27 protein-coding genes are annotated in these 26,281 nt (G+C 33.5%); 18 read left to right on the top strand and 9 right to left on the bottom strand.

The window, feature by feature from the left end; translation table 11 throughout:
* Positions 1 to 59: 59 nt before the first annotated feature.
* Both PEPCATONIAE_RS02645 and PEPCATONIAE_RS02650 read right to left on the bottom strand, forming a co-directional pair.
* On the bottom strand, positions 60 to 389 hold the full coding sequence (locus PEPCATONIAE_RS02645) for a branched-chain amino acid transporter permease (protein WP_138159433.1): 330 nt from the start codon (positions 387 to 389) through the stop codon (positions 60 to 62).
* Positions 379 to 1,080 (bottom strand): AzlC family ABC transporter permease, encoded by a 702-nt coding sequence (locus PEPCATONIAE_RS02650; RefSeq protein WP_138159434.1) that lies wholly within the window; start codon positions 1,078 to 1,080, stop codon positions 379 to 381. Before PEPCATONIAE_RS02650 ends, PEPCATONIAE_RS02645 begins: the two co-directional genes overlap by 11 nt.
* Positions 1,081 to 1,197: 117 nt before the next feature.
* Between PEPCATONIAE_RS02650 and PEPCATONIAE_RS02655 the strand changes: the two genes are divergently transcribed.
* The 3 genes from PEPCATONIAE_RS02655 (at position 1,198) to PEPCATONIAE_RS02665 (ending at position 3,512) form a co-directional block, all read left to right on the top strand.
* Complete coding sequence (locus PEPCATONIAE_RS02655) at positions 1,198 to 2,022, top strand: hypothetical protein (protein WP_138159435.1); 825 nt, start codon at positions 1,198 to 1,200, stop codon at positions 2,020 to 2,022.
* A gap of 74 nt (positions 2,023 to 2,096) precedes the next feature.
* A complete protein-coding gene (locus tag PEPCATONIAE_RS02660) occupies positions 2,097 to 2,897 on the top strand; it encodes a hypothetical protein (RefSeq protein ID WP_180339342.1) in 801 nt (266 codons plus the stop codon).
* A 168-nt stretch (positions 2,898 to 3,065) separates the two neighbouring features.
* A complete protein-coding gene (locus tag PEPCATONIAE_RS02665) occupies positions 3,066 to 3,512 on the top strand; it encodes an Hsp20/alpha crystallin family protein (protein WP_246060417.1) in 447 nt (148 codons plus the stop codon).
* Between the two features lie 45 nt (positions 3,513 to 3,557).
* Here the strand turns inward: PEPCATONIAE_RS02665 and pdxR are convergent, their stop codons facing one another.
* On the bottom strand, positions 3,558 to 4,931 hold the full coding sequence (gene pdxR, locus PEPCATONIAE_RS02670) for a MocR-like pyridoxine biosynthesis transcription factor PdxR (protein ID WP_138159438.1): 1,374 nt from the start codon (positions 4,929 to 4,931) through the stop codon (positions 3,558 to 3,560).
* An 85-nt stretch (positions 4,932 to 5,016) separates the two neighbouring features.
* Between pdxR and pdxS the strand changes: the two genes are divergently transcribed.
* The 6 genes from pdxS (at position 5,017) to PEPCATONIAE_RS02700 (ending at position 10,736) form a co-directional block, all read left to right on the top strand.
* Positions 5,017 to 5,874, top strand: a complete 858-nt coding sequence (gene pdxS / locus PEPCATONIAE_RS02675) for a pyridoxal 5'-phosphate synthase lyase subunit PdxS (RefSeq protein ID WP_138159439.1) — start codon at positions 5,017 to 5,019, stop codon at positions 5,872 to 5,874.
* A 98-nt stretch (positions 5,875 to 5,972) separates the two neighbouring features.
* On the top strand, positions 5,973 to 6,950 hold the full coding sequence (locus PEPCATONIAE_RS02680) for an S-layer homology domain-containing protein (RefSeq protein WP_138159440.1): 978 nt from the start codon (positions 5,973 to 5,975) through the stop codon (positions 6,948 to 6,950).
* Between the two features lie 8 nt (positions 6,951 to 6,958).
* Entirely contained in the window at positions 6,959 to 7,495 is a 537-nt protein-coding gene (locus PEPCATONIAE_RS02685) for a DUF3783 domain-containing protein (RefSeq protein ID WP_138159441.1), read from the top strand.
* Complete coding sequence (locus PEPCATONIAE_RS02690; protein WP_138159442.1) at positions 7,492 to 8,769, top strand: M18 family aminopeptidase; 1,278 nt, start codon at positions 7,492 to 7,494, stop codon at positions 8,767 to 8,769. The genes PEPCATONIAE_RS02685 and PEPCATONIAE_RS02690 overlap by 4 nt, the downstream gene beginning before the upstream one ends.
* A 361-nt stretch (positions 8,770 to 9,130) precedes the next feature.
* Positions 9,131 to 10,333 (top strand): aconitase X catalytic domain-containing protein, encoded by a 1,203-nt coding sequence (locus tag PEPCATONIAE_RS02695; RefSeq protein ID WP_138159443.1) that lies wholly within the window; start codon positions 9,131 to 9,133, stop codon positions 10,331 to 10,333.
* Position 10,334: 1 nt separating this feature from the next.
* Positions 10,335 to 10,736, top strand: coding sequence for an aconitase X swivel domain-containing protein (locus PEPCATONIAE_RS02700; protein WP_138159444.1), 402 nt, complete (start codon positions 10,335 to 10,337; stop codon positions 10,734 to 10,736).
* Positions 10,737 to 10,824: 88 nt separating this feature from the next.
* Here the strand turns inward: PEPCATONIAE_RS02700 and msrB are convergent, their stop codons facing one another.
* The gene (gene msrB, locus PEPCATONIAE_RS02705; protein ID WP_246060437.1) at positions 10,825 to 11,775 is read right to left on the bottom strand and encodes a peptide-methionine (R)-S-oxide reductase MsrB; all 951 of its coding nucleotides are present in this window, start codon (positions 11,773 to 11,775) and stop codon (positions 10,825 to 10,827) included.
* Positions 11,776 to 12,016: 241 nt separating this feature from the next.
* Positions 12,017 to 12,751, bottom strand: coding sequence for an elongation factor P 5-aminopentanone reductase (gene ymfI / locus PEPCATONIAE_RS02710; RefSeq protein ID WP_138159446.1), 735 nt, complete (start codon positions 12,749 to 12,751; stop codon positions 12,017 to 12,019).
* Between the two features lie 103 nt (positions 12,752 to 12,854).
* Between ymfI and PEPCATONIAE_RS02715 the strand changes: the two genes are divergently transcribed.
* Both PEPCATONIAE_RS02715 and PEPCATONIAE_RS02720 read left to right on the top strand, forming a co-directional pair.
* Positions 12,855 to 13,457: a nitroreductase family protein gene (locus PEPCATONIAE_RS02715; RefSeq protein WP_138159447.1), complete on the top strand. Its 603-nt coding sequence runs from the start codon at positions 12,855 to 12,857 to the stop codon at positions 13,455 to 13,457.
* Positions 13,458 to 13,675: 218 nt separating this feature from the next.
* Positions 13,676 to 15,031 carry an MATE family efflux transporter gene (locus tag PEPCATONIAE_RS02720; protein ID WP_138159448.1) on the top strand — a complete coding sequence of 452 codons (1,356 nt, stop codon included), beginning with the start codon at positions 13,676 to 13,678 and terminating at the stop codon, positions 15,029 to 15,031.
* Between the two features lie 3 nt (positions 15,032 to 15,034).
* Here the strand turns inward: PEPCATONIAE_RS02720 and PEPCATONIAE_RS02725 are convergent, their stop codons facing one another.
* Positions 15,035 to 15,952 (bottom strand): diacylglycerol/lipid kinase family protein, encoded by a 918-nt coding sequence (locus PEPCATONIAE_RS02725; RefSeq protein WP_138159449.1) that lies wholly within the window; start codon positions 15,950 to 15,952, stop codon positions 15,035 to 15,037.
* 278 nt (positions 15,953 to 16,230) lie between these two features.
* Between PEPCATONIAE_RS02725 and PEPCATONIAE_RS02730 the strand changes: the two genes are divergently transcribed.
* The 3 genes from PEPCATONIAE_RS02730 to PEPCATONIAE_RS02740 are packed head-to-tail and all read left to right on the top strand — an operon-like array spanning position 16,231 to position 18,508.
* Positions 16,231 to 17,094 carry a transporter substrate-binding domain-containing protein gene (locus PEPCATONIAE_RS02730; RefSeq protein WP_138159450.1) on the top strand — a complete coding sequence of 288 codons (864 nt, stop codon included), beginning with the start codon at positions 16,231 to 16,233 and terminating at the stop codon, positions 17,092 to 17,094.
* A 24-nt stretch (positions 17,095 to 17,118) separates the two neighbouring features.
* Entirely contained in the window at positions 17,119 to 17,793 is a 675-nt protein-coding gene (locus PEPCATONIAE_RS02735; RefSeq protein WP_138159451.1) for an amino acid ABC transporter permease, read from the top strand.
* Positions 17,786 to 18,508 carry an amino acid ABC transporter ATP-binding protein gene (locus PEPCATONIAE_RS02740; RefSeq protein ID WP_138159452.1) on the top strand — a complete coding sequence of 241 codons (723 nt, stop codon included), beginning with the start codon at positions 17,786 to 17,788 and terminating at the stop codon, positions 18,506 to 18,508. Before PEPCATONIAE_RS02735 ends, PEPCATONIAE_RS02740 begins: the two co-directional genes overlap by 8 nt.
* Here the strand turns inward: PEPCATONIAE_RS02740 and PEPCATONIAE_RS02745 are convergent, their stop codons facing one another.
* Both PEPCATONIAE_RS02745 and PEPCATONIAE_RS02750 read right to left on the bottom strand, forming a co-directional pair.
* Positions 18,509 to 18,742, bottom strand: coding sequence for a hypothetical protein (locus PEPCATONIAE_RS02745; RefSeq protein ID WP_138159453.1), 234 nt, complete (start codon positions 18,740 to 18,742; stop codon positions 18,509 to 18,511). It abuts the gene before it with no gap.
* Positions 18,743 to 18,953: 211 nt separating this feature from the next.
* Positions 18,954 to 19,160, bottom strand: a complete 207-nt coding sequence (locus PEPCATONIAE_RS02750) for a heavy-metal-associated domain-containing protein (protein ID WP_138159454.1) — start codon at positions 19,158 to 19,160, stop codon at positions 18,954 to 18,956.
* A gap of 117 nt (positions 19,161 to 19,277) precedes the next feature.
* On the opposite strand from PEPCATONIAE_RS02750, the gene PEPCATONIAE_RS02755 reads away from it, so the two are divergent.
* From PEPCATONIAE_RS02755 to murA, 3 genes are all read left to right on the top strand, one after another.
* On the top strand, positions 19,278 to 19,979 hold the full coding sequence (locus PEPCATONIAE_RS02755) for an ABC transporter ATP-binding protein (RefSeq protein WP_138159455.1): 702 nt from the start codon (positions 19,278 to 19,280) through the stop codon (positions 19,977 to 19,979).
* A 9-nt stretch (positions 19,980 to 19,988) separates the two neighbouring features.
* Positions 19,989 to 24,011, top strand: coding sequence for an FtsX-like permease family protein (locus PEPCATONIAE_RS02760; protein WP_138159456.1), 4,023 nt, complete (start codon positions 19,989 to 19,991; stop codon positions 24,009 to 24,011).
* A gap of 65 nt (positions 24,012 to 24,076) precedes the next feature.
* Positions 24,077 to 25,333, top strand: coding sequence for a UDP-N-acetylglucosamine 1-carboxyvinyltransferase (gene murA, locus PEPCATONIAE_RS02765; protein ID WP_138159457.1), 1,257 nt, complete (start codon positions 24,077 to 24,079; stop codon positions 25,331 to 25,333).
* 42 nt (positions 25,334 to 25,375) lie between these two features.
* On the opposite strand, the gene rd is transcribed toward murA, so the two are convergent.
* A complete protein-coding gene (rd, locus tag PEPCATONIAE_RS02770; protein ID WP_138159458.1) occupies positions 25,376 to 25,540 on the bottom strand; it encodes a rubredoxin in 165 nt (54 codons plus the stop codon).
* Between the two features lie 198 nt (positions 25,541 to 25,738).
* Here rd and PEPCATONIAE_RS02775 point away from each other — a divergent pair, with 198 nt between their 5' ends.
* Positions 25,739 to 26,131, top strand: a complete 393-nt coding sequence (locus tag PEPCATONIAE_RS02775; RefSeq protein ID WP_138159459.1) for an ATP-binding protein — start codon at positions 25,739 to 25,741, stop codon at positions 26,129 to 26,131.
* Positions 26,132 to 26,281 lie beyond the last annotated feature (150 nt).

The raw sequence follows: 26,281 nt of genomic DNA on the forward strand, positions 1-26,281 counted from the left end.
CACTAAAAAAACCGGTAAACTTTAAAAATTTAACCGGTTTTTATAAAGAAATAATTTTATCAAAAGACAAACTGTAGAAGAATCATATAAGAAAGGGTACCCACAGCTATACTTAAAAGGGTATTCTTTTTTATTAAGGTAAAGGCTACAACCACAGCTACTGAAATAAGCTCGGGGATATTATAGTAAGGCGGCGCAAAGTCAATATTTCTTAAACAGTGGACAACAATAAGAGATATGGCAGCAGGTGGCAGAACTTTTCCTAAATAATTTATATATTGATTATTAGAGCTTGATTTTCCGAAAATTAAAAATGGAGCAAATCTAGTTATAACAGTTGCAAGAATTGTTAATAAAAGAATAATTAAAGCTTCTTTATTAGTTAGCATTTTGTTTAACCTCCAGGTTCTTTCTAAAAATTGTAAGCAAGATTAAAATAAGGCCCATAGCAGGTAAAATAAAGTTGTCAGGGCCAAAGACCAGCAGAGAAAAAATAGAAGCCACAAGGCCTATAACGGATGGTAAGATATTTGATTTAACCTCAAGCTGATTTAAAAATATTACTAAAAAAAGTGCAGTAAGTACAAAATCCAAACCAGCTATATTAAAGCTTACCATATAACCTAAGCTTGCTCCTATAAGAGAACCTATAACCCAGTAGGATTGATTTAAAAGGGATATGAAAAAAATAAAAAGATTTTCATCAACACCCTTAGGAGTCTTAGTGGAGTATGTAATGGAAAAAGTTTCATCACAAAGACTGAAAATACAATAGGGTTTAAGAACTCCAAGATTTTTATATTTATCTATTAAAGAAATTCCATAAAAAATGTGTCTGGCATTAATCATAAGAGCCATAACAAAGGCAGAAATAGGACTAAAAGCTGAGGTAAGATATGGTATTGCCGCATATTGAGATGCTCCGGCAAAGACAAAAAGGCTGAAGGCCAAGGTCCAAGGTACTCCATAACCTTTAGAGTTCATTAAAATTCCATAGGCTATTCCTAAAAATAAAAATCCTGTAAGGACTGGAATTGTGTGAGGGAAGGCTGCTTTTAAAGCCTTAGTTTTTTCTTTCATAAAATCACCTTTATGCTAAGTTAGCATAAAACAATTTATAAATCAATTCAAAGTAAAGTGATAAATTTGAATGTTTTTATAATAAAATAGAGATGATATAATTAATTAGGTGATTTTATGTTATGTAAAAAGAATTTATTAAAAAGATACATAAGGGAAATGACCAAGTACATGACCTATGAAAATTCTCAAAAAGCCTCTAAGGATCTTTATGAAATTATAGAGGAGGATCTTGGAAGCAATTATAGCTTGGAGGATCTGGAAAAATTTTTATTAAAGCTTGGCAGTCCCTATAACCTGTCTCAAAAATATCAATCTAAATCTAATATACTTATTTCAGGCAAAAATTATCTTATATTAAATAGACTTTTAAAATATTTTCTCTTAATTTTATTTGGAAGTATTCTTATTTATTATTTAGCCTTTAACAGCAATCTGAAAGACCTTTTAGAAAGCTCCAAGGATTTATTATTGACAATATTCTTTTCTCTTCTAATTTCTCTATGGATAGCTGAGAAGGTAAAAAACACCAAAATACTATCTTCTCTTTTAAAACCTTTTGAAATAAAAGATTTATATGGCAATAGGGAAAAATATATTTTTAGAAAGAATAAGCTTATTAATCTGATTTTATATTCTATGATAATATTTTTGAATGTTCACTACCTTGTTGGAAAAGGCATGGAAGTAGAAAAAAATATTCTTCAGGCGGCTTTTTTCTTTTTAGTTCTTAGAGATTCCAATAGAATATCTGAAGGAGAGTATGGAAAATATGTAACAATTTTATCTATAGTCTGTAACACCTTTGTGGCTTTAGCAGTTTTATATTTAATGAGAGGGAATTTTAATTATGTTCCAATAAAGCTAAGTTACTTTTTCCTAATAATAGGCGCAATATTTGATCTTTTATTTGTTACAAAAAAATTAAGAACTATAAATTAAGTTTTATAAACTTGATTTTAAAGGTTGAGGCTGTATAATGTATCTTAGTAATTATTATATTTTAGGAGGATATTATGAGAAAATTAACATCATTATCACTTGCAACAGTGCTTTTACTATCAATGGCTACACCTGTAAAGGCTGAAGAGGCAAAGGAATCAAAAGCTGAAGAAGCTAAGGTTAAAGTAGAAGAAGTATTAGAAAAGACAGAAGAAAAGGCTAAAGAAGCTGGCAAAAAAGTAGAAGAAAAAGCTGAAGAAGCTGGCAAAAAAGTAGAAGAAAAGGTTGAAGAAGTAAAAGGAAAAGTAGAAGAAAAAGCTACAGAAGTTAAGAGCGAATCAAGAAAAGTTAAAGTTTCTGTTCAAAAAGTTACTCTTAATGGAGCGCCTGTAACTATTTATGGATATAATATAGATGGAGAAAACTACTTTAAACTTAGAGATTTAGCAGCTGTACTTAAAGATACAGAAGCAAAATTTGGAGTTGAATACAAAGACGGAGTTGTAACTCTTAAAGACAAAGAAGATTATAAAGTTCTTGATACAGACCAAAAAGAAGTAGAAGCTGAAGCTGAAGCTATGCCTACAAATGATAAGGTTCTAGTAGGAGATAAGGCTCTTGAAGCAAAAGCATTTAAGATCAACGGAAATAACTACTACAGACTAAGAGATCTTGGCAAAGCTTTAGAATTTGGTGTAGATTATGACGAAGCAACAAACACAGTTCTTCTAACTGACAAAATGGAAAAAGCTGAAGTAAAAGACGAAAAAGCAGAAGATAAAAAAGTAGAAGAAAAGAAAGCAGAAGAAAAGAAAGCAGAAGAAAAGAAAGAAGATAAAAAGGTAGAAGAAAAAGCTGAAAAAAAGGCTGAATAATCTTAAATAAGAATCTTTTTTAAAAGGAGGGGAATTTCCCCTTCTTTTTTTTATAATAAAGGTCAAAAAAAGTCAAAAATATATTTGACATTCTTTGACCTTCCATATATAATATAAATAGGTTAGCAGTTAAGCACTGAGAGTGCTAATATTAAAGGAGATGTTATTATGATTAGACCATATGGAAGAAATGATTTAGGATTAGCGGATAAAGGATTTGAAGATTTTTACAATATGATTGATAATTTCTTTAATGATGAATTTACACCTCAAAGAGCAATTAACAGTGCATCCTTTAAGGTGGACATAGCTGAGGACGACAAGGGTTACACCGTTGAAGCTGAATTGCCCGGATTTGATAAGGAAGATATTTCAATAAGCTTAGAAGAAGGAAAGCTTACACTTGTAGCTGAGAAGAAAGAAGAAACAGATAAATCAGATAAGAGCAAAAACTATATTCATAAGGAAAGAAAGATGTCACACATGCAAAGAACCATGTTTTTTAAGAATATAGACGAAGACGGTTTAACTGCAAGGCTTGAAAATGGAGTTTTAGAAATTAAGGTTCCTAAAAAAGAAATTCAAAGCAAAACTAAAAATATAGCAATTGAATAATAATCTTTAAAGAAGAAAACCTATAGAATGGCAAAACTTGCTACTCTATAGGTTTTCTTTACTTTTAGACTCTTCTATTAATAGATTTATCCCATCCTTTAATTTACTATAAGACATATTCCCAAAGCCTAGAATTATCCTGGGCCTTTTATAGGGGGGTTTACCTTCGTAAAATTTTGAAAGAGGTATAATATTTACACTTTTTTTCCTTAAATTTTCGGCCAATTGATCTTCACTTAGATTTGTAGAAATTTCTAAAATAAAGTGAAGTCCAGCTTTTTTATCAATAATTTTAAAATTTTCTTCCTCCTTAAAAAGGCAAAGAGCAAATTTTCTTCTGTCATCATATAATTTTCTCATTTTATTCAGATGCCTTTCAAAGTATCCATTATCTATAAATCTTGATAAGGCTCCCTGAATGAGATTAGGCACCGGACAGTTTAAGAAGGGTTTTAAAATCTCATATTTCTTTAAAAGATCCTTAGGCAAAACCATAAAACTTACACGAAGAGTAGGAGATATGGATTTGGAAAAGTTGGATATATAAATAACCCGATCCCACTTGTCAAGGCTTTTTAGGGCCGGAACAGGTCTACCATAGTACTTAAATTCACTATCATAGTCATCTTCTATTAGGTAGCCTGATCTTTTTGTTACCTCATTTAAAATTTCAACTCTTCTTGTAACTGGCATAAGAGAACCTGTTGGAAATTGATGAGAGGGAGTTATTAAAAGAATTTGCTCCTTTTTAATTTTTTTGGGATTCATTCCTTCTTCATCTATATCTATAAAATTGTATTTTCTTTTATTTAAATCAAGAAGTGTTTTTAAGTCCTTGTAGCCGGGATTCTCTAAACCGAAAATTGCATCTTCCGGTAAAAGATATAGGAGAGTTTGAAAAAGATATTCAAGGCCTGAACTTACTATAATAGATGAGGGGTCAACCTCTATTGCTCTTGATGATTTTAAATAGCTTGCAATAGATTTTCTAAGGGGATAAAGTCCCTTGGAGGACCTGATGTTAAGTAGGTTTTCATCTTTCATAAAATCATTTATTATTTTTTTAAAGTTGGTGTTGGGGAAATTAAATTCCGAATTTTTATTAAGGTCAAAATCGTAAGTATATGATTTTTTAACAGGTGGAGAAATATTTATATCTTCTTTTTTTAGGCTTAAAAGGTTATCTATCTTAGATACAAAAAAGCCGACTCTTTCCTTAGAATAAATATAGCCTTCATCAACTAGACTTTCATAAGCGGAGCTAACGGTATTAGTTGATACGCCAAGGTGATTTGCCAGGTTTCTCTTTGATGGCAAGGGGCTGTCAGGTTTAAGGTTTCCTTTTATAATTTCTTCCTTTATTGAAAGATATATTTGCAAAAAAAGAGGAGAATTTTTATTAAAGTCAATAGTAATCATCTGGTACCTCCAAATTTGTCTGTTTTGATACTTTTAATAATATCAGATTAAAAATATAATATCATCAAAGAAAGAGGGATGGAAGATGAATAAAAAATTTATAGAAATAACTGAGTCTTTAAAGGGTGGAGTAATAATGGACGTTACCACACCTGAGCAGGCACTTATAGCACAAAAAGCAGGAGCAGTTGCCGTAATGGCACTTGAAAGAATACCGGCGGATATTCGTGCTGCAGGTGGAGTATCAAGAATGAGTGATCCTAAAATGATTAAAGAGATACAAAAAGCTGTAGATATACCTGTTATGGCTAAGGTAAGAATAGGGCACTTTGTTGAAGCTTCTATTTTAGAGGCTATAAAAATAGATTATATAGACGAATCCGAAGTTCTTACTCCGGCGGACAATCAATTTCACATAGACAAGACGAAATTTAACACTCCTTTTGTTTGTGGTGCAAGAAACTTGCCTGAAGCACTTAGAAGAATAGAAGAGGGTGCAGCTATGATAAGGACTAAGGGAGAAGCCGGCACAGGAGATGTGTCTCAAGCAGTTAATCACCTTAGACAAATACTTGGAGAAATAGCCTTGGTAGTAAGTAAAAAGGAAGACGAGCTTTATAATCTTGCCAAGGAAATGGGAGTAAGCTTTGACCTTATTAAATATGTTCATGACAATGGCAAGCTTCCTGTTGCAAACTTCAGTGCAGGGGGAGTTGCAACACCTGCTGATGCCGCCCTTATGAGAAGACTTGGAGCAGAAGGAGTTTTTGTAGGCTCAGGAATATTTAAGTCTGATAACCCTGAAAAAAGAGCCAAGGCAATAGTTGCCGCAGTACAAAATTATATGGATGATAAAATTATTGCAGAAGTTTCTGAAGACTTGGGAGAAGCCATGGTAGGCATTAATGAAGAGGAAATTAAAACAATAATGGCAAACAGATAAGCTAATCTATAAATAATTAAATCCACTCTTAGGGGTGGATTTTTTTATTTAAAATCATAAAGCTTTTAAATATGGGTACTTAATAATAAGGTGATACTATGAAAAAATTATATTTTTTATTTATTGTAAGCTTGATTTTAAACTTGTCACTTAGTGGAAATGTCCTTGGAAGAGATCTATATGTTGAAGGTGAATTAAAGTCCGGCGATTATAGAATCAAAGCCTCAACAGATATACCCTATACTGAAGTTACATTAAAGGATCAAAACGATAAACTTATAGGAGAGGCTGTGGCCGATAAGGAAGGCAGCTTTTATATGGATTTAACAAGACAATTAGTAGCGGGAGAGGACTTATACTTTCATCTGTTATATAATGATTTTGAAGAAATTTTCACCTATAAGGTTAAACTTAGTGAAATAGGAAATCTTACAAGGCCCGCCTATATAAAAGGTTATGAAGACGGATCATTTAAGCCTGACAAGGAAGTTACAAGGGCAGAGGTTTGTGCCATGTTCTCAAAGCTTATTAATGGATCTGAAGATTTTGGGACATCTGATATTACAAAATTCATAGATGCCAATGAAGAGTGGTACAGTCCCTATATAAACTATATGGTATCCAAAGACCTTATAAAAGGCTACCCTGACGGAAGGTTTAAAGCTGAAAATTTTATAAGTAGAGGAGAATTTGCACAAGTAGCGGCAAATTATCTAAATGAAGATAAAAAATTTTCAAGTGGATTTAAAGATGTAGAGGATTATTGGGCAAAGGATGCTATAGATTTATTAGTTGCGAATAATATAGTAAAGGGTTACCCTGACGGATCCTTTAAACCTGAAAATAAAATTACAAGAGCAGAGGCGGTAAAAATTTTAAATGCTGTTTTCAGCAGATATTCAACTGAGGACTCCTTTAAGAATTTTTCCGGAAGGATAAAACTTAATAGGTTTAATGATATAGATGAAAAAGCTTGGTATTATGCAGATATAATAGACGCATCGGTGGCACATAACTCTTATAGAATATCAGAGGAAGATAAAAGAGAAATTTGGACAGATATATTAGATAATTAGGAGGTTATATGGAAAAGAAAATATTTATTCACGGCTTTAAGGATAAGGAAAGGTTAAGCAAAGTTAAGTCTTTAGCAAAAGACTTAGGACTTGATCTTTATGAAATAAAAGAAGAGGATCTTAAAAAGACTCCCGGGGATCTTTTAGGAGAAGACCACAGTTTAACACAAGCCTATAAGGGTGGAGATGTAGATACGGAATTTATGCTTTTTTCAGATTTTGACAGAAGTATTTTACAAAAGTATATTTTAGACCTTAGACAAGAGGGGATAAAGGTAGATCATAAGTGCGTAGTTACTAAATACACCATGTCATGGGAAATAGGTTATATAATTGAGCATATTATGGAAGAGCATGAAGTAATGGAAGAATTTAAAAGATTAAAGGATCTTGTAGAAGAAGGAAGAGATAAGCTTTCAGTAAATCCTGATGAAAATCTAAAAAATGCCTTGGACTATGCTTTAAGTTTAAGTGAGCTGGAAGAGGTTAGCCTAAAGGATGTAAAAGACAGATATGAGAAGCTAAAGGAGGCCATATCAAATTGAGCTTAAATAAGGAATTGATAGATTTTATAGATAGAAGTCCCTGTTCATATTTTACAGTGAAAAACACCAAAAATCTTTTAGATAAAGTGGGCTTTAAAGAATATAAATTTTCTGAAAAATTTTCTTTTAAGGGTGGAGAAAAGGGATACTTTATAGTAAATGATTCATCTATTATTGCCTTTAATATAGGTAATGAGAATATAGAAGAAGGAGGATTTAAGGTAATTGCTTCCCACAGCGATTCTCCCGGATTTAGAATTAAATCAAAGTCGCCTATAGTGGATAAGGGGATAATAAAGCTTAACACTGAAGTTTATGGAGGTCCTATTTATTCAACTTGGTTGGACAGGGTACTTTCTATAGCCGGAAGAGTTATAGTTAGAGAAAATAATCCCTTTAAGCCTAAGACTTTGCTAATTAATATAGACAGGGATCTTCTTACCATACCAAATCTTGCCATTCACATGAACAGAGAAGTAAATAAGGGCTTTGCCTATGATCCTCAAAAGCATCTTCTTCCCATAATATCCTTGGATAAAAAGGGAAATGAAAAATTTCTTTTAGATTTATTGGCAGAAGAGCTTGAAATTAACAAGGAAGAGATTTTAGATTGCGATCTCTACTTATATGACAGACAAAAAAGCAGCCTTATAGGTAAAAATGAAGAAATGATATCAGCAGGTAGGCAGGACAATCTTTCCATGGTTTATACAAGTCTTAGAGCCTTTATAGATACTGAGCCTATGGGAGTAAATGTTCTTTTAATTACAGATAATGAAGAAGTAGGGTCAAATTCAATTCAAGGGGCTGATTCTCAAATTGCGGAAAATTCTTTTGAAAGAATAGCTCTGGCTCTTGGAAAAAATAAGGAAGACTATCTAAGGGCCGTTGAAAACTCTTTTGTTATTTCCGCTGACATGGCTCATGGATTACATCCTAACTTTAAGGAAACAACAGATCCGACAAATATACCTTTGTTGGGAGAGGGCCCTGTAATTAAATACTCATCCAACAAGGCATATACATCAGATGCTTATTCAGCTTCTGTATTTATGGAGCTTTGTAAAGAAGCTGGGGTTAAGTTTCAGACCTTCTATAATCTTTCAGGAAAAACCGGCGGAACTACAATAGGTCCCATAACGGCAAAGTATTTTAGAGCAAGGTCAGTTGATGTGGGCAATCCTCTTTTAGCCATGCATTCAGTAAGAGAACTTGGATCAGTTAAGGACAATTTATCTATTTATAAAGTGTTTAAAGAATTTTACAAAGGTTGATAAAATATAAAAGAGTAGTCGGAAACATATCCGGTTACTCTTTATTTTTATCTTATCAGCATATTCTCCATAATCATCTTCCTTAATTTTGTACGTAGGGATAAATCTTAGAGAGTATCTTTTAAAACAACAGATAGACAGCGATAAAATTAAAAACTTTTGTAACTTCGTTGAATAAATCCATAAGCTGGAGTAGTATTACATATAAGTAGATTTTGCTTATATCTTGTATAATGGCTAAGTTCACCAACAAATAAGACAAACTCACAAATATCTATAGTCAACTAATTCGCCACTTAAGCTTTAACAAGTTCTCAAGTGGAGGACTTTTGAAGGCTATGCAAAAGAAAAGGAGGGCTTAATGGAATTAACAAAATATCAATCTCAGATGTTAAATGGCGACCTTGGAAAGGGTAAAGCCATGGCTATGAAAATACTAGTTTCTATTGGAGGAAGCTTTGGTGCAAAAAGGCTGGTACCAATTGAAAGAGCTCATATATCCTTAAGTGCTCAGGGGGCTGATAGGTGGTTTTCAGAAAAAATGTATAAAGCAGGTGCTAGCTTTGCGGTAAAGCCTACAGTAAATCCAGGATACTCCCTATGTTATTTTGATAATAAAAATATACTGACAGAAGATGATATAGATAATATGCAAAGAGTTCATAATGCTTATAAGAATATGGGAGCAATAATGACCTATTCCTGCACCCCCTATCTATTTGTCAATGTTCCAAAATATAAAGATATAGTTTCTTTTTCAGAGACCAGTGTAACAATTTATGCCAATTCAGTGGTAGGCGCCAGAACAAATAGAGAAAGTTCTTTTAGCTCTATGTGTTCAGCCATTACCGGTTTTACTCCGGAATATGGATTTTTGCTAGATGAAAATAGGTATGGAGATACCTTAGTAAGAGTAGAAGCGGACTTAGAAAATGATTTTGATTATTCAATACTTGGTTTAATTTGTGGTGAGAAGGTTAACGGTATTCCAATTTTTGACGGAATAAATAAAAATCCCAGTACAGAAGCTTATATAAACCTAGGTACTAATTTAAATGTAACGGGTTCACATACTATCTATCACATTCTAGGCTATACACCTGAAGCTAAAACTCTTGAAATGGCTATGGGAAATAAAAAAATCAAGGAAGAGATAGTAATAACCAATAAAGATATTAAAGACTTTAAGGAGAAAATAAAGCCTCAAGAAAAAATTGACTTTATTATGTTTGGCTGTCCCCATTATACATTTGATCAAATCAATAATGTTTTAGAAATGGCTAGGAGTAAAAAGCCTAAAGTGCCTATCTGGATTCTAACCTCCCAGGCTTTAATAAAGTTATTGGAGGATATGGATCTGAAGAAAGAATTAGAGGATTATAATATCAGTCTTGTTCCTAATACATGTATAGATGAAGAACGAGTGTGGAAAGATTTAAAGGGGAAAAACGGATTATCGGATTCGCCAAAATGCTCATATTATATGTCAAGCTTTAATGTTAAGATAAATGTTCTTGATGCAAAATCATGTATGGAATTAGCTTCTAAGGGCGGTGAGCTTTAAAATGAATAAATTTAAATGCAAAGTGATTTCCGGTGGAAGAGTTGAGGGAGAATTAATTTTTTCAAAAGAAGCTATTTTGTTTTACCACACAGACCCTAAAACCGGTAACATAATTGAAAAAGGTCATGCACTTGAAGGAAAGAGCGTCAAAGATAAAATTATAGTTTTTCCAAAGGGCAAAGGGAGCTCAGTAGTCCAAGCCGACGGATTGTATAAGCTTGATGAGTGCGGGACAGGACCCAAGGCTTTAATTGTTGAAGAGCTTGACACAGTTCTTGTATCTTGTGCAATTGTTATGGAAATTCCTATGGTAACAGAGGTAGATAAAGAATTCTACAAGCAAGTCCATGATGGACAAAAAATAATTCTAGACGCTGACAAAGGAGAAATTATAGTATTATAAACAATACTTGCGCCCTAGAAAGTGCTATTGAGTAAGGAAAAAGTTGATAAAATATAAAAGAGTAGCCGGAAATAAATCCGGTTACTCTTTATTTTACCTTGTCAATGTATTCTCCATAGCCCTCTTCCTCCATTTTATCAAGAGGGATAAACCTTAAAGAGGCTCCGTTAATACAATATCTGGCTCCTCCCTTATCCTTAGGACCATCATAGAAAACATGACCTAAATGAGAGCCTGCCGATTTACTTTTAACTTCAACTCTTTTCATATTAAAAGACTTATCAGCACTGTAATCAATAGTTGAATCTATAGGTCTGGTAAATGAAGGCCATCCACATCCTGCATCATATTTGTCTGAAGAGGAAAAAAGCGGCTCTCCTGATACTATATCAACATATATTCCCTTTTCATAAAAATCGTCATAATTTGAAGTAAAAGGCCTTTCTGTAGCTTTTTCTTGAGTTACCTTATATTCAATATCACTAAGCTTGTCTCTAAGAGTATTGTCGTCAGGCTTCTTATAAGGGGACTCCTCCTTAGATAAAGGCTTTTTGGCTAAGGAAAGGTTTATATGGCAGTAGCCGCCGGGATTTTTATCTAAATAATCCTGGTGGTATTCCTCCGCTTCTATAAAGTTATTTAAAGGCTGTACCTCCACAGCTATTTTTTTATCATAGTCGGCTTGCTTTTGTTTAATGATTTCGTTAATTACAAGCTTGTCATATTCGTCATTGTAATAGATGCCGGTTCTGTATTGCCTTCCTATGTCGTTGCCCTGCTTATTAATTGAAGTCGGATCAATTATTCTAAAATAATATTCTATTAAATCCTGTAAAGTTATTTCATCTTCATTATAAATTATCTTAACAGTTTCACTGTGGTCAGTTTCTTTAACTCTATTATAGTCGGTGTCTTGGGTTTTACCATTGGCATATCCGACTGTAGTGGAAATTACTCCGGGAATTTCTTTAAAATATCCTTCAACTCCCCAAAAGCAACCTCCTGCAAAATATATTTCATTTCTGTTTTTTATATTCATAAGATTTGTATCCTCCTTGGCTTTTTCTCCTTGAATAGAATCTTTTCTTTGCAAAAAATTAATCCCCACAAAGATAAAGATTAAAAATAAGCTTAACAAGATTAGGCCTTTGTATTTTTTCATAATTACCACCAAACCTATTTAGTATTAGTAATATATAAATTTTTATACCTTAAATTCTAAAATTTAATCTCTATAAATAAAAAACCTTGATTAATTTAAAAGCAAAATGAAATAAAGATTAGACACACATGCCTCCTGAAGGAGAAATAATTTGTCCCGTCATGTAGGAGTTTTTGTCTGAAATTAAAAAGCTTACTAGATTTGCGATTTCATAAGGTTCAGCCATACGCATCATAGGAATATTGTCGCAGATGCACTTTAAATCTTCTGATGAGTAAAATTTCATCATATCAGTATTTACAGTTCCGGGAGCTATGGCATTAACTCTTATATTTGAAGGGGCAAGCTCCAGGGCAAGGGATCTGGTAAGAGCCTCTATGGCACCTTTACTTGCAGCATAGGACACTTCACAGGAGGCACCGTGCGAACCCCAAATAGATGAAAAATTTAAAATCACTCCCTTTTTATTAAAAAGCATATAGGGAAGAGCACAGTGAATTGTATTAAAGCAGCCTTTTACATTTACATTAAAAATCTCATCCCAGTTATCAGGACTAAGATCCTGAAACAGACCTGAATAAGAAATACCCGCATTGTTTATTAAAACATCTACGCCCTTGTAAAGATTTTTTATCCTATTAAACATTTCCTCAACTTCACTTAGCTTTGATATATCGGCCTTTATAGCAAGAGCATTTATCCCTTGGTCTTTAAGCTCCTTTTCAAGCTCAAGGGCTGAATTTTCAGATTTGTTGTAATTAATAATTATATTATATTTTTTTTCAGATGCCAGAGTCCTTGCAACAGATTTTCCAATTCCTCTTGCAGCACCTGTAATAAGTACAGTTTTCATATTATCACCGACATGATTATAACTTAAAAAGAATTTTAAAGGAAGTAAGTAACTGTTTATGAATAAGTATTTAATGGGTAAGTATCTACTAAGGAGTGATTAAATGAACTCAAAAGCTTTGGAAGTTATTAAGGCAAGAAGATCCTTTTATGATTTAGATAAAAATGTAGACATAGCTAAGGAAGATATAGGAGATTATATTAAGGAAGTTGTCCACAACTGCCCAAGTTCATATAACGGACAATCACAAAGAGCGGTGGTTCTTTTCGGAGATGATCATGATTACCTGTGGGGTAAAATAGTTATGGAAACTCTAAGGAAAAAAGTAAATGACGAAGAGGATTTTAAAAAGACAGAAAAAAAGATTAATGGATTTAAAAATGCCTTCGGAACTGTTTTAATTTTTGAAGATCAAGCTAGCAATAGGGAGCTTAAAGAGAAGTATCCTAATTATGCTGATAATGTTGACCCTTGGTCTGAACAAAATTCAGGAATTGTTACTCTCGCCCTTTGGATTTCTTTAAGAGACATAGGACTTGGAGCAAACCTGCAACACTATAATCCTATAATTGATAAAGAGGTTAAGGAAAAGTGGAATATTAATGATAGTTGGACTTTAAAATCCCAAATGGTATTCGGCAATATCCTTTCTCATCCGGCTGAAAAGAAGAAAAAGCCCATAGATGAAAGGGTTATAATAAAGTAAAACTCCCTTTATAAGTTAATATAGAAAGCAAGGAAGAGAATCGCTTTTAGAAGGCGGTTCCTTTTCTTTTTATAAATAAGTCTCTCCTTAGCATTTTAGGATTTAAAGATTTCTTGAGGCCTATAAAGGCTTAAGCTATAATAATTATATTAATTTAAGGCAAAGAGCATTAAGGATTATTTATAAAATTATTTAGAAAGATAAAAGGAGTCAGTAGGATGAAAGAAATAGATGGGGATTTTTTAAAGGGACCTATTTTTAAAAACTTGGTGAAATTTTCCATTCCTGTTTTATTGGCATTGATTTTACAAGCCTTATATGGAGCGGTAGATCTTTGGGCTGTAGGTAAATTTGCCACAAGGGCCGATGTATCAGCAGTTGCTACGGGAAGTCAGGCAATGCAAATTATAATAGGACTTGTAAGTGGTCTTTCCATGGGTTCAACTGTCCTTATGGCTCTATATGTAGGAGGAGAAAACAGAGAGGGAATTTTAAAAATAATAATTAACAGTTTTTTTCTTATGGGAATTTTAGCTTTGCTATTAACTCTTTTAACACCTATATCTGCAGGACTTATAGCTAAGGCTACCAAGGCACCTGAAGAAGCCTTTATACAAACTGTAAGCTATATAAGAATTTGCGGTTTGGGAAGTATATTTATAGTTGCCTATAACCTTATAAGTGCGATTTTTAGAGGCTTTGGAGATTCAAGATCTCCTCTATACTTTGTTATAATAGCCTGTTTTGTCAACATTTTAGGAGATATTATCTTAATTAAATTTTTCAACATGGGAGCTTCCGGAGCTGCTTATGCAACGGTATTTGCTCAAGGGGTAAGTGTTGTAATGTCTCTTGTTTTAATGTGGAAAAATAAAAATTTATTTGATTTTGAAAAAGCTTCCCTTCAAATAGATTCTAAGATTATAAAAAGAATTTTAAAATTAGGCAGTCCTTTAGCTCTACAAAGCATGTGCAATGAAATGTCCTATTTAATTATACTTGGAATTGTAAATTCCTTGGGAGAAATTGCATCTGCAGGAGTAGGCATAGCGGAAAAACTGGTTATGTTTATTTTACTTATACCTATATCCTACACTCAATCAATTTCAGCCTTTGTGGGACAAAACTATGGAGCCGGGAATTTAGCAAGGGCTAAAAAGTCGATGTGGATAGGTATGGCTACTGCAGCTGTACTGGGAGGTATTATTTCCATTTTCGCATTTTTTTATGGGAAAGAACTTTCAACTCTTTTTATTAAAATCGAAGATTATGATGTTATTAAGGCATCAGCAGAATTTTTAAAAGCAACAAGTATAGAGTGCTTTATACTATCTCTGGCTTACTGCTTTACAGGCTACTTTAATGGTATAGGTGAAACAAATTTTGTTATGATTCAGGGGCTTATTTCCATTTTTCTTGTAAAGATACCCTATGCCTATTATGCCGGAACAAGACCGGAGCCTTCTCTTTTTCAAATAGGCATGTCAACGGTATGGGCTGCGGCCTTTAGTTTTGCATTTTGTGCTTTCTATTACTTTTACAAAGACATACCTGCAAAATCCTATAAATCTTAAAATTTATAAGAGGCCTTTGGAAGTAGGTTTGTGAAAGAGTATAAAAGACCTTTTTATCTTAAAAGAAAATTTGTCTGATGAAAATAATTCACCATCAACATTTGCCGGGATTTTTTTGTCTGCTTTAATTTCTCCGGAAAGGACCTTGTATTCCTTAACATACCTTGAACTTAAGTGGCGTCCCTTCTTGTATTTTAAAATCAATGATGGCAGCTCAACAAGAGGGATTTTAGGTAAAACAATCAGGTTCAAATAGCCGTCATCTATTTTTGCATCAGGGGCGGGATTATACCCTGATCCATAGTAGGATCCGTTACATATAGCACAAATAAGATAGTCGCCATTTAACTCCACCTTTTTCTTATTAAGGAGGGTAAGGTTAAAAGAAAGCCTATAATATTTTATCTTTAATAAAGATTTAATGACTCCTAAAGTGAAGGCAAGACTTTTAATAGAAGGATATTTTTCTAAAAGTTTGTAGGTATTAATAAGAACATAGGAGTCAAAACCTAAACTTGCAACATTTATAGAAAATCTTTCGTTAATTTCAATTAAGTCCACAGGGCTTAGGATAGGGTCAAAGGTATCCTCAAGTTTAAAATTCTTATAGTCGAAATTTTTAGAAAAGTCATTCCCGGTTCCCATTGGTATAAGACCAAGACCTGTATCACTATTTGCCAAAACATTAGCAAGCTCATTAAGAGTTCCGTCTCCTCCACAGGCATAAACAACTTTTTTATCATAGTTACTTTTTGAAAATTCAAGAGCTGCCTTGGCACCGTGGCCTGGATAGCTTGTTTTTATTATTTCCAACTCATTTAATCTGCCGGCCTTTTTATAGCAGCTTATAATTTTTCTTTCCAAATCCGATGACTTGTAGCCACCGGCCTTGGCATTTATAATAAACAACTTCTTAATCATTTTATCTCCATTTAATAATATAGATACTTTAAACTATTATACTTTAATTTAAAACTTTTAAAGGAAAAATTTATAAAATTCAGCGGATTAAGAAAAAAACGTTGAATATAATTGTAAAAACAAGTATAATAGTAAAAATTATAAATGGAGGCGGCATTTTGAAAGGAAAAATTGTTTATATCTTTCAGATAAAAAAAGTATTTTCTCTAAAAAATTTAAAATTGCGGCAAGGATGACATAAGTAAGTTTGCTTTGAAATTAAATTATAGGAGGAAATTATGAAAAAATTTTTAGTATTAACCTTGTTAGTAGGATTGTTACTTACGGCTTGTGGAGATAAGGCTCAGCAGGAAGAAAGCACAGGAACAAATTCCAAAGAAAATCAAACAGCTCAAACAAGTGAGACTGAGGAATCAACTGACGGCTCCCTTGACGGAATTAAGGAAAGAGGATTTATAACTCTTGGAACATCTGCAGAGTACCCTCCTTATGAATGGCATAATATTGACGGAAGTAAGGACGAAATTATAGGCGTTGATATAGAAATTGCAAAGGCAATTGCAGAGGATCTTGGAGTTGAACTTAAAATTAAGGACATGCAGTTTGACGGACTTCTTCCAGCTTTAAATGCAAATGAAATGGATTTTGTAATAGCTGGCATGGCTGCTAAGCCGGAAAGAATGGAAGCGGTGGATTTTTCACATCCTTATACCTCACAGGAGCAGCTTTTGCTTGTAAGGTCTGAAGATGCGGACAAGTATAAAAGCCCTTCAGATTTAAAGGGTAAAAACATAGGAACTCAACTCGGTTCAACTCAGGAAATGTATGCTAAGGAAAACTTTGAAAAAGAAGGAGCAACTGTAACGGCTTTACCCGATAACAACAATATAGTTATGGAACTAAAAAATCAAACCTTTGATGCAGTATTTATGTCAGGTATACCTGCCAACAAATTTGCCAGTATGCAAGAAGGTCTTAAAGTTGTTGATATAGGAGCACCACCTGAGGATGCCTATGCAATAGCTGTTAAAAAGGGAAATAAGTCTTTAGTTGATGCTATTAATAAGGTAGTTGATAAACTTAATGAAGACGGCAGCGTTAAAAATTGGGAAAAAGAATATATAGAACTTACTGAAAAGTAAAGCAGATAAATAATAGGAGAAAAAATGTTTATTACACAGGAATTGGAATTTATAAGAAAGTATTACTATGCTTATTTATCCGGTGTAGGAATTACTGTCCTTTTGTCTATAATAGGTGTTGTATTCGGAAGTGTATTGGGACTTTTAATAGCTGTTATGAGACTTGGCGATAATAAGCTTCTAAATAAAATTGCCAAGATCTATATAGGTGTAATAAGAGGAACTCCTCTTATGGTGCAGCTTTTAATTATATTCTTCGGACTTAAGGTTGTAATACCGGCAGAAATGGTTTTTTTGAGAAATTCGATTCTTCTTTGTTCTATAGCTATAGTAGTTAACAGTGGAGCCTATATAGCCGAAATTTTTAGAGGCGGAATAAACTCCGTAGACAAGGGACAAAAAGAGGCGGCACGTTCTCTAGGACTAAATAAGTCCCAAACCATGAAGGAGGTAATTTTACCTCAAGCCATTAAAATAATTCTTCCGTCACTAGGCAATGAATTTATAGCCCTTATAAAAGAAACGGCAATAGTTATTATGGTAGGGGTGCCTGATATAATTTATAAGGCAACAGCTATTAAGGCACAAACCTATAAACCGATTAAGCCACTTGTATATGCGGCGATATGCTATTTAATATTAACTGTTGGATTATCTAAACTTATGGGCCTTTGGGAAAGGAGTTTGGAAAATGATTAGAACTGTAAATTTGCAAAAATCCTTCGGCCACCTAAAGGTCTTAAAAGGAATAAATGAAAATGTAGAAAAGGGAGAAGTTTTAACGGTAATAGGACCAAGCGGATCTGGAAAATCAACATTTTTAAGATGTTTAAATCTTTTGGAGAAGCCAACTGAAGGGGAAATATATTTTAACGATATTAAAATTAATGATGAGAAGGTTGATATAGATAAGTTACGTCAAAAAATGGGCATGGTCTTCCAATCTTTTAATCTTTTTCCTCATAAAAGTGTTTTGGAAAACATAATACTTGCTCCTGTAATAACAGGTAAGTCAACAAGAGAAGAAGCTATTGAAAAGGCAATTACCCTGCTTAAAAGAGTAGGCCTTGAGGATAAGAAGGATGAGTATCCTAAAAAGCTTTCAGGCGGGCAACAACAAAGAATTGCAATAGTAAGAGCCCTTGCCATGGAGCCTGATGTAATGCTTTTTGACGAGCCTACATCAGCCCTTGATCCTGAAATGGTAGGAGAGGTTTTAGACGTTATAAAAGGCCTCGCCAATGATGGCATGACTATGGTAATAGTTACTCATGAAATGGGATTTGCAAGGGAAGTCTCCGACAGAATTATCTTTATGGATTCAGGACTGGTAGTTGAAGAAAATACTCCGGAAAAACTTTTAAACAATCCTCAAAATGAAAGGACCAGAAGCTTTTTAAGCAAGGTTTTATAATTATTTTTTCTTTCTACTCTTTTGTTTATTATTCTTATAGCCAGCATTACTTCTTCTTTTGTTAAGGTGATTAACAGAGAAATAAGCAACAGCCATAGTTGATAGGATACCTACAAAAAATTCTATGTCTAATTTAACATAGCCGTTTCTTAAATAATAAACCATAGCATAAACAATCGCGGATATAATAAATAAAGGCATAAGGGACAGTATGTAAAATAATAATTTCTTCACCTTTAACTCCTTTCAAAATAAAAATAATTGAATTTTTTATATATTTAACTAAGCTTCAAAAAAGAAGTCGGTAGTTAAATTTAATTATACATGAAAATTTTAAATTGTATAATTTTATAAGGAAAATTTTATTTCCAAGTTAGTTAAAAATTTAATATTAAAAGAGAAAAGGGAGCCTGTATTATAATAGGGGCTCCCTTTTAATGAACCTTTATTTAATTGATTTAGCTTTATAGCCTGCTTCTTCAATAGCCTTCTTTAACTGCTCATCATTAAGATTATCTCCATTAACCTTTGCAGAGTTTTTAAAGAGTGAAACCTTTACACTTTCAACACCGCTAAGGGCTTCAAGAGCCTCTTTAACATGAGCGGCACAATGCTCACAGGTCATGCCTTCTATATTAATAGTTTTATCCATAACAGCCTCCTATAAATTTAATTTAAAAGCAATTTATCAATGTTTGAAAAATATCTATCAAATAATATTATACTTTTATAATGTGTTATAATCAAGAAAGAATAAGGAGAGATAGGTATGGCATTTATAGAAATAAGAAACCTGTATAAAAAATATTTTATGGGAGAAAATGTTATAGTTGCTAATGAAGACATAAGCTTTGATGTTAACAAGAAAGAATTTGCTCTTATAGTAGGTCCCAGCGGTGCAGGCAAGTCAACTTTATTAAATATACTTGGAGGCATGGACAGTCCAAGCTCCGGTGAAATAATAGTAGACGGGAAAAATATATCCTCTATGAATAAAAGGGAACTTACATCTTATAGAAGATACGACATGGGTTTTGTTTTTCAATTTTATAATCTTATACCGAATCTTACTGCCCTTGAAAATGTGGAGCTTGCCGCTCAAATAGTGAAAGACGCCAAGGATTCAAAGGAAGTTTTAGAGTCTGTAGGCCTTAAGGACAGAATGAATAATTTTCCCTCTCAGCTTTCAGGAGGGGAGCAACAAAGAGTTGCTATAGCAAGGGCAATTGCCAAAAACCCAAAGCTTCTTCTATGTGATGAACCTACAGGAGCCCTTGATTATAAAACAGGTAAACAGGTTCTTAAAATTCTTAAAGATTTAACAAGAACTTATGATACTACTGTAATAGTTATAACTCACAATAAGGCAGTATCACCTGCTGCAGATAGGGTAATAGAAATAGCAGATGCTAAGGTAAGAAGCATTAAATTCAATGAGAATTCTGAGGAAATTGATAATATAGAATGGTAGGTGGGAGTATTGAGTTTATTAAATAAAGATACTCTAAGGGAGATAAAAAGAAGTATTTCCAGATTTATTTCTATACTTGTTATAGTTGGGCTGGGAGTTTTTATCTTTACAGGACTTATTTCTACAGGAACTATAATGAGAGATACTGTAGAAAAAAATATAATTTCACAAAACTATGAGGATATATCAGTTTCCGCAACGGCAGGTTTTGAGGGAGAAGATATTTTTATTATAGAGTCTCAAAAAAATATTAAAGAGTTGGAATATGGTTACGATATGGACCTGTCAGTTAAGGATTCCATTCTTCTTTTAAATGTTATGAATATGCCCTATAAAATCAGCAAACCTACAATTATAGAGGGTAGGGAGCCGGAAAGAGGAGAAATAATTCTTGACTGGGTTTTAAAGGACAGAGGCTATAAGCTTGGGGATACTGTTGAATTTAATAAGGAAGTTAATAAATTTTCCACATTAGACGAAGAAGAAGAGGATAAACTCACAAATTATAGGTACAAGGTTGTAGGATTTTTCAAGTCTGTTCAAGACCCTATGAGGGATTTAAGAGGACAGTCTTTAAGAGGACTTGGAGAGATTAAGGGCAGAGCCTATATAGATGAATCAAACTTTAATATGGACCCCACAATTGCAAGGATTATATATAAGGATACTCAAGGATTAAGGACTTATACCGATGAGTACAAAGATCTTATAGAAGAGCATAGGAAGTCTTTGGACCTTGATTTTAAACACAGACCAGAAAGAAGATTTATAAGTCTTAAAAGTGAAATTGAAGACGAAATAAAATCAGGAGAAGACAAAATATCCGACGCAAAGGATGAACTTAGTGAAGGAGAAGAAAAACTTTCTGATGCAAGAGATGAACTTGCTAAGGGAAAAAAAGATTATAATAAGGGCCTTTCAGATTTTAACAGTGAAAAAGCAAAGAGCAGGTCAAAGCTTGACGAAGCCAAAGACAAGCTGTATAAATCGGAAAAAGATATTGATGATGCACAAAAGGAGCTCTCAGAAGGCTATGACAAGTTAAAAGACGGCAGAGATGAGCTTGATAAGTCAAAGGCAAAGCTTGAAACAGGCCAAGCTGAATACGATCAGGGCAAGTCAGAATACGACAAGGGTAAGGCCAAGCTTGATGCCAGCAAAACGCAACTTGAAGAAGGAGAAAAGCAGCTTGCCCAAGGCAGGGAAGAACTGGATAAAGGATACAAGACTCTGGAAGAATCAAAGAAGAAAATAGAAGATGGGAAAGCTGAAATTGCTGAAAATGAAAGGAAGCTTGAAAAAGGACAGGAGGAAATAAAATCCGCCACAGAAAAAATTGCATCAGGACTTGGAATGCCCGGCTCATCTATAGATGACTTAGAGGCAAAGGTTTATGAGCTTTTAGGCCAAGTTAATCAGGCTGAAGAGCTTCTATCCAAATACAAACTTCTTGAAGATACAATAACAAAACTTGAAAGTGGAATAAGCGAAATTGAGGGGGCGAAGGCACAACTTGAAGGAGCAATAGCCTTAAAGCAAGCTGAGCTCTCAAATCCCAACTTAAGCCCTGAAGAAAAAGCGGCAATAGAAGCTGAAATAGAAGCATATAAGTCACAGCTTACAGGTCTTGAGGCAAAGCTTGAAGAAGCACAGGCAGGTTTAAAAGAGGCTCAAAGTCAAAAGCAAAGTATGGATCTTATACTTTCAAATTTACCGGATGAAATGAAAGATCCATCTACAATTAAAGGCTATAAGGCAAAGCTTGAAGAAGCACAGGCAGGGATAAAGGAAATAAAAAAATCTTCAAGTGAATTAGAAGTAGGTAAGGCTAAACTTGATTCAGCTAAAGAACAAATGTCTGAGGGAGAAAAGCAGCTGGAAGAAGGCATAAAGAAAGCCCAAGAGGGGGAAGAAAAGTACAGAGAAAATGAGAAAAAACTCCTTGAAGGTAGGCAGGAATATGAAGATGGAAAGATAAAGCTTGAAGATACAAAAAAACAACTTGCAGATGCCGATTCAAAACTTGCAAAAGGCAAAGAGGACTATGAAGAAGGAGAAAAAAAGTATCAAGAATCCTACAAGGAATATCTTGAAGGAAGAAGTAAACTAGATACAGGCAAGGCAAAGTACACCATGGGCAAGGAAACCCTTGAAGAATCTGAAAAAACCTTTAATGAAGAAATAGAAAAGGGAGAAAAAAAGCTCGCAGATGCAAAAAAAGATCTTTACAAGGGCGAGAAAGAGCTTGCAGATGCCGAAGTTGAGTATGCTGATAAAAGTAAGGAAGCAGAAGAAAAAATAAAAGATGCTGAAGAAAAGCTTTCAGATGGCAGAAGAATTATGAGAATCTTAAAGCAACCTGTTTATTCTATAACTCCAAGGCACTTGAATTTCGGTATAAATAATTACTTTGATTTTGCAGGAAGAATGGATATGTTATCCTTTATTTTCCCATTGTTTTTCTTTATGATAGCACTTTTAGTAAGCTTTACAACTATGACCAGAATGGTTGATGAGCAAAGAATACTAATAGGAACCTATAAGGCTTTAGGATATGGCAATAAGGAAATAGCAGGTAAGTTTTTTATCTATGGAGCCCTTGCTTCTATAGTAGGGGGAATTTTGGGAGCCTTTGCTGGTTCCTATGTATTGCCTAAAATAATAGGAAATGCTTACTTTATAGGATCTGTATTTGAGTCCAACCTTGCTTTTAGATTCTTTCCATTAAGGATGATACTTGCTATAATTACAGGTTTAATCTTTACGGCAGTTGCAGCTTGGCTTTCAGTTAATAAACTTTTAAAAGAAAATACTGCAAATCTTTTAAGAGTTAAACCTCCTAAGTCAGGAAACAGAATTTTTCTTGAAAGGATAAGTCCTCTATGGAATAAAATGACTTTTCTTCATAAGGTTACAGCAAGGAATCTTTTTAGATACAAGGGCAGAATGATTATGACCATTATAGGAGTAATGGGCTGTATGGCTCTTTTAGTTCTGGGCTTTGGAATAAAAAATTCAGTAAACGGTATAGAGCTTATTCAATTTAAAGACATTCAAAAATATGATTTAGCTGTATCCTATGACAGAGAAATTGATGAGGATTCCTATAAGGCTTACAAGGAGAAATTAAAAGACTTATCTATAGATTACAAAGAGTATTATCAGGAAAACTTTAAAGTCGACTATAAGGAATTAGACCAGGATATAGGACTTATAGTCCCGGCAGATAAACAAGATTCTGATGAATACTTTAGACTGAGGGATAGAAGAAGCAAAAAAGATCTTGACCTTCCTGAAAGAGGAGCTATAATTTCTGAAAAAATCGCCAAGATAAAAGGATTGAAAAAAGGAGATAGTCTTGAGGTAAGGGATATAGAAAATCAAATTTATAAAATAGAAATAGCAGGCATTGCTGAAATGTACAGCGGCCACTATATGTTTATGGATAGAGATTATTATACCAAGCTTTTTGGTAGAGAATTTAAGGCAAACACTGATTTTATGAAAATAAAGGATATGAATCCACAAGAGAGAGAAAGACTTTCATCAAAATTCACCGGCTATAAGGCGGTGCTTTCTGCAGTAGATGTAAGCTCCCTTGAAAGCATTATGGATAAATTCATGTACTCCATATCCAAGGTTGAATTTATAATAATAGTTGCATCAAGTATTCTTGCCATGGTGGTTCTTTACAATTTGACTAATATAAACATAGAAGAAAGAATAAGAGAAATTTCAACTATAAAGGTTTTGGGCTTTTATTCCAAAGAAACTACCAAGTATGTTTATAGAGAAAGTTTCATACTGACCCTTTTAGGAATAATAATAGGAGTCTTTGTAGGAAAAATTCTCCATTACAGTGTAATAAAAATTGTAGAGCCTATATCAATGATGTTTAACCCGACTCTTAAAATATCAAGCTATTTAATTGCAGGATTTATAACCTTTATATTAAGTATAATCGTAATGTTGATTTTCCATATTAAGCTTAAAAATATAGACATGATAGAATCCTTAAAGTCCAATGAATAAGTTTACTTTTTTACAGACTTTAATATATGATATAATAGTCATATTAAAAAGTACGGAGGAATGTTTTGGAAAAGATAATCGTAAAAAAAAGCCCTGCTCTTAGAGGCTCTGTTAGAATTAGCGGTTCAAAAAATGCCGCACTTCCTATTCTTGCCGCATCTATCCTCGGAACAGAGGACATAATATTAGAAGATGTACCTGATCTTAAAGATATTGAAATAATGATAGAAGTTCTTGAAAGTCTAGGCTCTAAAGTAGAAAAACTTGAAAAGAATAAGGTTTTAGTCAACTCTAAAAATCTGACTTCCTATGAGACAAACTATGAGCTTATGAATAAAATGCGAGCATCATTTTTAGTAATGGGTCCCCTTTTAGCAAGAATGGGTAAGACCGTCAACTCCTTGCCGGGAGGCTGCAATATAGGCTCAAGACCTATAGACCTTCATTTAAAGGGATTTGAAGCTCTTGGAGCAAAGGTTGTATGTTATGATGATGGAGTAAGTGCAAGCTGTAATGAGCTTGTTGGAAATGTAGTTTATCTTGATTTTCCATCAGTAGGAGCAACTGAAAATATAATTATGGCAGCGACTCTTGCAAAGGGTGAAACTGTAATAGAAAATGCCGCAAAAGAACCTGAAATAGTCGACCTTGCGAATTTTTTAAGAAAAATGGGAGCAATTGTAACGGGAGCGGGAACATCAACTATAGTAATAAAGGGAGTTAAGGAGCTTAAGGGATGCACTCACCAAATTATACCTGACAGAATTGAAGCGGGAACCTTCATGGTTTCAGCTGCTATAAGCGGTGGAGATGTAAGTGTTGAAAATATAATTCCTTCACACATGAAGCCTATTACAGCAAAGCTCATAGAAGCAGGAAATAAAGTAATAGAAAGTGACGATAAAATAAGAGTTATAGGAAATCCTGAAGGGATTCCCATAAATATAAAGACCTTACCCTATCCGGGATTTCCTACAGATATGCAAGCACAGTTTTTGGCCCTTATGACAAGCTTAAAGGGAAAAAGCACTGTAATTGAAACTGTCTTTGAAAATAGGTTTATGCATGTTGCTCAGCTTACTAAAATGGGAGCAGATATAGAGGTAAACGATAGAAAAGCTTTAGTTACAGGAGGCAGACCCCTTAGGGGTGAAGAGGTTATAGCCACAGATTTAAGAGCTGGAGCTGCACTTATACTTGCAGGCCTTGTAGCTGAAGGCAAAACAACTATATCGGACATCTATCACATAGATAGGGGATATGAAGATATTGAAGAAAAGTTCAGAGGTCTTGGAGCTAATATAGAAAGAATAGATGAATAAAAAAATGCTACCAACAGGTAGCGTTTTTTTATAAGATTAAAACTATTCTTCTACAGGTTCAAAGTCTTCCTTAGGGGATCCGCAAAGAGGGCATTCCCAATCGTCGGGAAGATCATTAAAAGATGTTCCGGGAGCTATACCGGTATCTTCATCTCCAACTTCAGGATCGTAAATATAACCACATACTGTACATTCATATTTTTCCATTGTCATATTCTCCTTTCATATAAACTTTCTAAAACATAGATACCCTTGAATTAAAATTTAAACAATTTATTTTTGAATGAAATAATATTAGTAAAATAGAGCTTAGATTAAGGAATAGACTTACAAAATAATTACAAAAAGTTACAAAAAAGTTTTAATTTATTTCCCTAGGGTAAAAGTTTAATGGAGAGTGGCTTTATGGATACTATATATAAATACAAGGGGACTGTCCGCGGTGACTTGGGAGAATTAAGACCATTTCTTGACAGTGCAATGATAAATTTAAAAAAATACATATACAATGAAGAAACGATTTTTGACCTTAAGCTTATACTTCAAGAACTTATGGTTAATGGCCTTATTCATGGAAATTTAAGAGATATTCATAAACAAATAAAGCTAACTATTTATTTAAGACAGAGTTCTATAACCATAAAGGTTGAAGATGAGGGGGAGGGAGTCGATTTTGACTTCAACAGCTATGACTATAAAAAAAGATCTTCAGGTGGTAGAGGACTTATTCTCGTAAAAGCCTTAACAGATACCTTGGTTTTTAATAAAAATAAGGTAATTGTTATGAAAAGAATTTAAGCTTAATACTGTCCAAAATTTGTTTCTTTATATTGACAGGTTTTCAGTTCCTTTAAAAGAGTCTAAGGACTTAATTTAAGCGACCTTTAAAAGACTGAGGGGAGGTTATGACTAAATAGGCTCATAACCTTTTTATTTTAAATTTAAATA

The organism is Peptoniphilus catoniae (assembly GCF_901447155.2).
Taxonomy (GTDB): Bacteria; Bacillota; Clostridia; order Tissierellales; family Peptoniphilaceae; genus Peptoniphilus_E; species Peptoniphilus_E catoniae.

Coding starts and splice junctions, on each gene's coding strand:
- PEPCATONIAE_RS02645 (WP_138159433.1), bottom strand. CDS start 389: ATGCTAACTAATAAAGAAGCTTTAATTATTCTTTTATTAACAATTCTT.
- PEPCATONIAE_RS02650 (WP_138159434.1), bottom strand. CDS start 1,080: ATGAAAGAAAAAACTAAGGCTTTAAAAGCAGCCTTCCCTCACACAATT.
- PEPCATONIAE_RS02655 (WP_138159435.1), top strand. CDS start 1,198: ATGTTATGTAAAAAGAATTTATTAAAAAGATACATAAGGGAAATGACC.
- PEPCATONIAE_RS02660 (WP_180339342.1), top strand. CDS start 2,097: ATGAGAAAATTAACATCATTATCACTTGCAACAGTGCTTTTACTATCA.
- PEPCATONIAE_RS02665 (WP_246060417.1), top strand. CDS start 3,066: ATGATTAGACCATATGGAAGAAATGATTTAGGATTAGCGGATAAAGGA.
- pdxR (WP_138159438.1), bottom strand. CDS start 4,931: ATGATTACTATTGACTTTAATAAAAATTCTCCTCTTTTTTTGCAAATA.
- pdxS (WP_138159439.1), top strand. CDS start 5,017: ATGAATAAAAAATTTATAGAAATAACTGAGTCTTTAAAGGGTGGAGTA.
- PEPCATONIAE_RS02680 (WP_138159440.1), top strand. CDS start 5,973: ATGAAAAAATTATATTTTTTATTTATTGTAAGCTTGATTTTAAACTTG.
- PEPCATONIAE_RS02685 (WP_138159441.1), top strand. CDS start 6,959: ATGGAAAAGAAAATATTTATTCACGGCTTTAAGGATAAGGAAAGGTTA.
- PEPCATONIAE_RS02695 (WP_138159443.1), top strand. CDS start 9,131: ATGGAATTAACAAAATATCAATCTCAGATGTTAAATGGCGACCTTGGA.
- PEPCATONIAE_RS02700 (WP_138159444.1), top strand. CDS start 10,335: ATGAATAAATTTAAATGCAAAGTGATTTCCGGTGGAAGAGTTGAGGGA.
- msrB (WP_246060437.1), bottom strand. CDS start 11,775: ATGAATATAAAAAACAGAAATGAAATATATTTTGCAGGAGGTTGCTTT.
- ymfI (WP_138159446.1), bottom strand. CDS start 12,751: ATGAAAACTGTACTTATTACAGGTGCTGCAAGAGGAATTGGAAAATCT.
- PEPCATONIAE_RS02715 (WP_138159447.1), top strand. CDS start 12,855: ATGAACTCAAAAGCTTTGGAAGTTATTAAGGCAAGAAGATCCTTTTAT.
- PEPCATONIAE_RS02720 (WP_138159448.1), top strand. CDS start 13,676: ATGAAAGAAATAGATGGGGATTTTTTAAAGGGACCTATTTTTAAAAAC.
- PEPCATONIAE_RS02725 (WP_138159449.1), bottom strand. CDS start 15,952: ATGATTAAGAAGTTGTTTATTATAAATGCCAAGGCCGGTGGCTACAAG.
- PEPCATONIAE_RS02730 (WP_138159450.1), top strand. CDS start 16,231: ATGAAAAAATTTTTAGTATTAACCTTGTTAGTAGGATTGTTACTTACG.
- PEPCATONIAE_RS02735 (WP_138159451.1), top strand. CDS start 17,119: ATGTTTATTACACAGGAATTGGAATTTATAAGAAAGTATTACTATGCT.
- PEPCATONIAE_RS02740 (WP_138159452.1), top strand. CDS start 17,786: ATGATTAGAACTGTAAATTTGCAAAAATCCTTCGGCCACCTAAAGGTC.
- PEPCATONIAE_RS02750 (WP_138159454.1), bottom strand. CDS start 19,160: ATGGATAAAACTATTAATATAGAAGGCATGACCTGTGAGCATTGTGCC.
- PEPCATONIAE_RS02755 (WP_138159455.1), top strand. CDS start 19,278: ATGGCATTTATAGAAATAAGAAACCTGTATAAAAAATATTTTATGGGA.
- rd (WP_138159458.1), bottom strand. CDS start 25,540: ATGGAAAAATATGAATGTACAGTATGTGGTTATATTTACGATCCTGAA.
- PEPCATONIAE_RS02775 (WP_138159459.1), top strand. CDS start 25,739: ATGGATACTATATATAAATACAAGGGGACTGTCCGCGGTGACTTGGGA.